We start from the raw sequence: 4212 nt of genomic DNA, 5'->3' as shown, positions 1-4212 counted from the left end.
ATTTAAGCACGGATTAAATCGATAAGCAGGGTAAAACTGCTTAATAAGTGTATTTATGTATGTTGATTTCTGGATTTACCCGCCAATATAAGGCTTTATTAATTTTAATAAAATTGTTGGGGCAAAATTATTTTGCCCCAATTTGCTACTTAGATATAAGTTAAGGACAGCGAAAAAAATACTTATGGATTTTGATGAAAAATCCAATAAATATTTTTGTAGCCTGCTTCCTGTAATCAGCAAATAAACGAGCAATAAAAAATGCGTAAGTATTTTTTATTGCGTCCTTTAAGAAGACTTTTCAGGATAATACCAGAACAAAAAGAAAAAGAGATGTTTGTAACACCTCTATATTCACCTTACCCAGATAAAACGGAGGAGGGATTCGAACCCCTCCTGTCTGATTAATTATTTTAAATTGATTTATCTTTTGGGATTTTTGCAAATTTCCAGGCTAAAATTAATAAACAGACTGCCATTATTGCAATGCCGATCAATCCAATGACTTGATATTGATTCATTCTTTCAACTCCTTTATTAATAAATTAATTTTTTCTTCCACATTTAATAAGCCTTTTAAAAAGAATACAAACAAGATAATACCTGTAAAAAATAAACTCAGCCTCAAAACACTAGTTAAATTAAAAAATAAACCAATGTTTCCGCCTCCAATAACTATGATCAGGGTAAGTAGGTTGCTTCTTTTGTTTATTAGATTATCAATTTCTTTCTTTACAGCACTCTGATTCAGAATGAATAGGATTTCCATAAAAGCTACCAGCTTAATCAATTTTAATTTAATTAAATTTCTTTAACAAGTTTGTTAAGAACCCCAAATTTATTGCCTTTACAAAAAGTTATAACCTGATATTAGTATTTAAAACAGGTTTGATATAATAAGGGGAAATAGTTAGGGTAAAGATAAAATATGAGACTTATTTTTAACGTATTCAAAAAGATACTTATAGTAGGGATGATTGTAATAACAATAATACTTATTTGGTTTAGCTATAATGTTATTCAGGGGACAATTAACTATATTGAGCGTGATTCTCAAGAACATTTTGTAATTAGTATTTTAAAATTAAATCAAGCTATCAATTCCAGCATTAAACAAAATAAAATTAATCCAGCTAATTGCCATAATTGCAAAGCTAATAAAGCTGCTTTAGCAAATTTATTTATAGAAAATTTAAATGTTATTAAGTCGAATACAGATACAATTAATCCATATTTTTATATAACAGATGGAATGAAGTACATAATTACAAAAGCAGATGGGATATGTGGTTCTAATGATACAGTGGATCCTGAAAAAGCCAACTGTGTAATTTTAGTAGACATTAATGGTGATAAAGAACCAAATATAGAATCAACAGGAAATAAACATAAAAGATATTCCTTTAGAGACCAATACAGACTAATTATAAATGCTAATTCTGTTGAACCTGCATCAAATTCCAATAATGATGTAGCTCAAATAGCATACGAGAATATTCGAAAAAAACGTTATTACTAAAATCACCTAGCTATACATAGATTTTTGTCGGACTAAAACCCCAAGCAATCCTTCATCCCTATATCTACGGTCTTATGTAATTATGTGTAATTTTTATGTAATTCTAAAATTTTTACTGGATTTCAGCCACTTGTTTTAACGAAATTCTACTCTACTAAAATCCCTTAATAGCAAGGCTTTCCGAAACAGAACAAAAAGAAAAAGAGATGTTTGTAACACCTCTATATTCACCTTACCCAGATAAAACGGAGGAGGTGAGATTCGAACTCACGGTAGAGTTGCCCCTACGACGGTTTTCAAGACCGTTCCTTTAAACCGCTCAGGCACTCCTCCAGTGCAACAATATATTACTACATAACTTTTTTATTTTCTAGTAATAGTTTTAATTTTTCAAGAAACTTGATTGTATAAATTAATAATTTTTAAATTTTCCGTGTTTCTCAAGTATAATATCTTTGGGGAGCTTTATAATATTTATATGATTGTTAAGTGATTTAAATATATGATAGAAAAGAATAACAATAAAATCTTGCTAAACTCAATTAATAAACAGTATTTCGTTGGTATTTCGCTTGGTTCTAATGCTACAGCGGAAACAGGAATAGCTGTTGTCGACAGAAGCTTAAATCTGCTTAGAATTGATAAAATATTCAATATTGAAGATTTAGAACTTTACATCAAAAATCTTGGACCAGCCGATAATATCATCATTTGTATGGACTTACCTAAAAATACTAATATGGTGAACGGTAAATGGCGTATAGAATCAAGACACATTAATCCTTTTAAGCTTATTATGCCGGATAATCCCAAATTTAATTGGGCAGAACGTTTTAGTGATAGGGGAGTTGAATTTTGTAATACACTTAGTTCTTTAAGCATAGATACTTATAGATATTACTGTTATTTTACAAAAAATATCCTTAAATTAAGTTCCCCTTATAAGCCAAGATCTCCAGCAGATTGTAAGCATTTACAGATGAGTATTAAAAATAACCTAAAAATTTCGGGTATTCCATCAAACATGATAGCGCTTTCCGGTCTTGATGCTATTCTTGGTGCGTATACCGCCTGGAAATTATCTACAAGTCAGGAAAATATTGGATACAAGTTTATAGGCGACTATAAAAATACACCTATAGCGACAGCTTTATAGTTTTATAAAAAATTCAGAGCCTGTCTGGCTAAAAATCAGGGTATGATAATTATAGGCTCGACTTTTGGACTTAAAGTTGTTTAAATACAATTCACAAGGCGATTCAACTTTGGCAAAACAGCTTCTAAGTAAATAAAGCAACAAGATATCTTGTTGCTTTATTTATTATTCTCAATACAAGAATATTTTTATTTATTTATTGTATTTTGTGCAGCGTCTTTAGCTTTATCAGCTACTGGATGTATAAGATTTTTAGCTTTATCAAAGATTGATTTTGCAGCATCTGTTATTCCACTAAAACCCATTTTTTTAGCTAAAAGAACAGCACCAGCTACCAAAGCAGCTAGTATAACAATTTTCTTAAGGCTGCCACCTTTTTTTTCTGCATATATATCTGGAGCTGACATATGCTCCGCTGTCAATGGTCCTAAGTTATCTTCTCCAGCCTTATTTTTAGCCGTAGCTTTGAAAGATGGACTCACAGGCAGTGTGCTTACTGGTCTTATTTCCATACAAACCTCCTATAATTTATAGAATTCGATTATTTTTCTAATTCAATTATATAAAACCTGAAAATATAGCTTTATGCTAGTTTCAATAAATTATTTACAAAATAATTATTGAAAAGCAAGTGCTCAAATGGTTATAGAGGTTAATACTTTGTAATATTTAATGTCAAAAAATGGTTAATATTTTACTCTCCCATTACTTTAATTATTAGTTTTTTTCTTCTTTGTCCGTCAAACTCAGCATAATAGATTTGCTGCCAGGTACCAAGATCTAATTTGCCATTTGTTACAGGCACAATTACTTCATGACCAATTAATAAACTTTTTAGATGACTATCACCATTAGTTTCCCCTGTCATATGATGGTGATAATCAGGGTCATAAGGGGCTAATTTTTCTGCCCATTCATCAATATCTCTTATTATTCCACTTTCAGCATCATTTACATAAACTCCAGCTGTAATATGCATAGCAGACACCAAAATCATGCCTTCTTGAATTCCACTTTCCTGAAGTGCCACTTCGACTTCATCGGTAATATTAACGTATTCACGATGATGCTGAGTGTTAAACCATAAGTATTTTGTATGAAATTTCAATGTTTTTCTCCTTTTTAAAAACAATTATTCATAATTCTTAATTTTATAAGGTTTTTGCTAAAGTTTTTCAGAGAATATCCGAAGTATATAAAAGAAGCCGTCTACAGGGAGTAAGAAGATTATGCAGGAAAAAAATTATAATACAAAAATTGTTTCTAATGAAATTAAGAAGCTTTTTGCAGATTTAGATCAATTTATGGATAAGAAAAATCAACTTATTGATGATATGAAAAAAGCTTATTTGAACTTATCGACAAACAATTAAAACCTTGCTATTAAAGTTTAAAGTAAAGCATTGATTGCTTTACTTTTTTATTGCCTGTTTAAATGTGTTATATTGCTTAATAATTAGGTTATTTTCTATAGTTATGTGGCATAAGACAAAAAAGAAAGCAAATAGGGTTTTGTATGAGAAAAAATAGTAAGCAA

General features: G+C 29.9%; 5 protein-coding genes and 1 tRNA gene. 2 read left to right on the top strand and 4 right to left on the bottom strand.

The features are described from left to right. Positions 1–517 precede the first annotated feature (517 nt). Positions 518–769 carry a hypothetical protein gene (locus A2255_00230; protein ID OGI17992.1) on the bottom strand — a complete coding sequence of 84 codons (252 nt, stop codon included), beginning with the start codon at positions 767–769 and terminating at the stop codon, positions 518–520. Between the two features lie 159 nt (positions 770–928). Here A2255_00230 and A2255_00225 point away from each other — a divergent pair, with 159 nt between their 5' ends. Beyond that, a complete protein-coding gene (locus tag A2255_00225) occupies positions 929–1519 on the top strand; it encodes a hypothetical protein (GenBank protein OGI17991.1) in 591 nt (196 codons plus the stop codon). A 246-nt stretch (positions 1520–1765) separates the two neighbouring features. On the opposite strand, the gene A2255_00220 is transcribed toward A2255_00225, so the two are convergent. Next, positions 1766–1852 (bottom strand) — tRNA-Ser (locus A2255_00220). A 169-nt stretch (positions 1853–2021) separates the two neighbouring features. On the opposite strand from A2255_00220, the gene A2255_00215 reads away from it, so the two are divergent. After that, entirely contained in the window at positions 2022–2675 is a 654-nt protein-coding gene (locus A2255_00215) for a hypothetical protein (GenBank protein ID OGI17990.1), read from the top strand. 188 nt (positions 2676–2863) lie between these two features. On the opposite strand, the gene A2255_00210 is transcribed toward A2255_00215, so the two are convergent. Continuing rightward, on the bottom strand, positions 2864–3187 hold the full coding sequence (locus A2255_00210) for a hypothetical protein (protein ID OGI17989.1): 324 nt from the start codon (positions 3185–3187) through the stop codon (positions 2864–2866). 182 nt (positions 3188–3369) lie between these two features. Further along, complete coding sequence (locus A2255_00205) at positions 3370–3783, bottom strand: secondary thiamine-phosphate synthase enzyme (protein OGI17988.1); 414 nt, start codon at positions 3781–3783, stop codon at positions 3370–3372. Between the last annotated feature and the right edge of the window lie 429 nt (positions 3784–4212).

Source organism: Candidatus Melainabacteria bacterium RIFOXYA2_FULL_32_9 (assembly GCA_001784615.1).
GTDB lineage: Bacteria > Cyanobacteriota > Vampirovibrionia > Gastranaerophilales > UBA9579 > UBA9579.
Note: the sequence above shows the minus strand (reverse complement) of the source record. Positions and strands in the feature narration are given on the sequence as shown.

Excerpts from the sequence above, each read along its gene's own strand:
- A2255_00210 (OGI17989.1), bottom strand. The coding sequence starts at position 3,187 with ATGGAAATAAGACCAGTAAGCACACTGCCTGTGAGTCCATCTTTCAAA.
- A2255_00225 (OGI17991.1), top strand. The coding sequence starts at position 929 with ATGAGACTTATTTTTAACGTATTCAAAAAGATACTTATAGTAGGGATG.
- A2255_00230 (OGI17992.1), bottom strand. The coding sequence starts at position 769 with ATGGAAATCCTATTCATTCTGAATCAGAGTGCTGTAAAGAAAGAAATT.
- A2255_00215 (OGI17990.1), top strand. The coding sequence starts at position 2,022 with ATGATAGAAAAGAATAACAATAAAATCTTGCTAAACTCAATTAATAAA.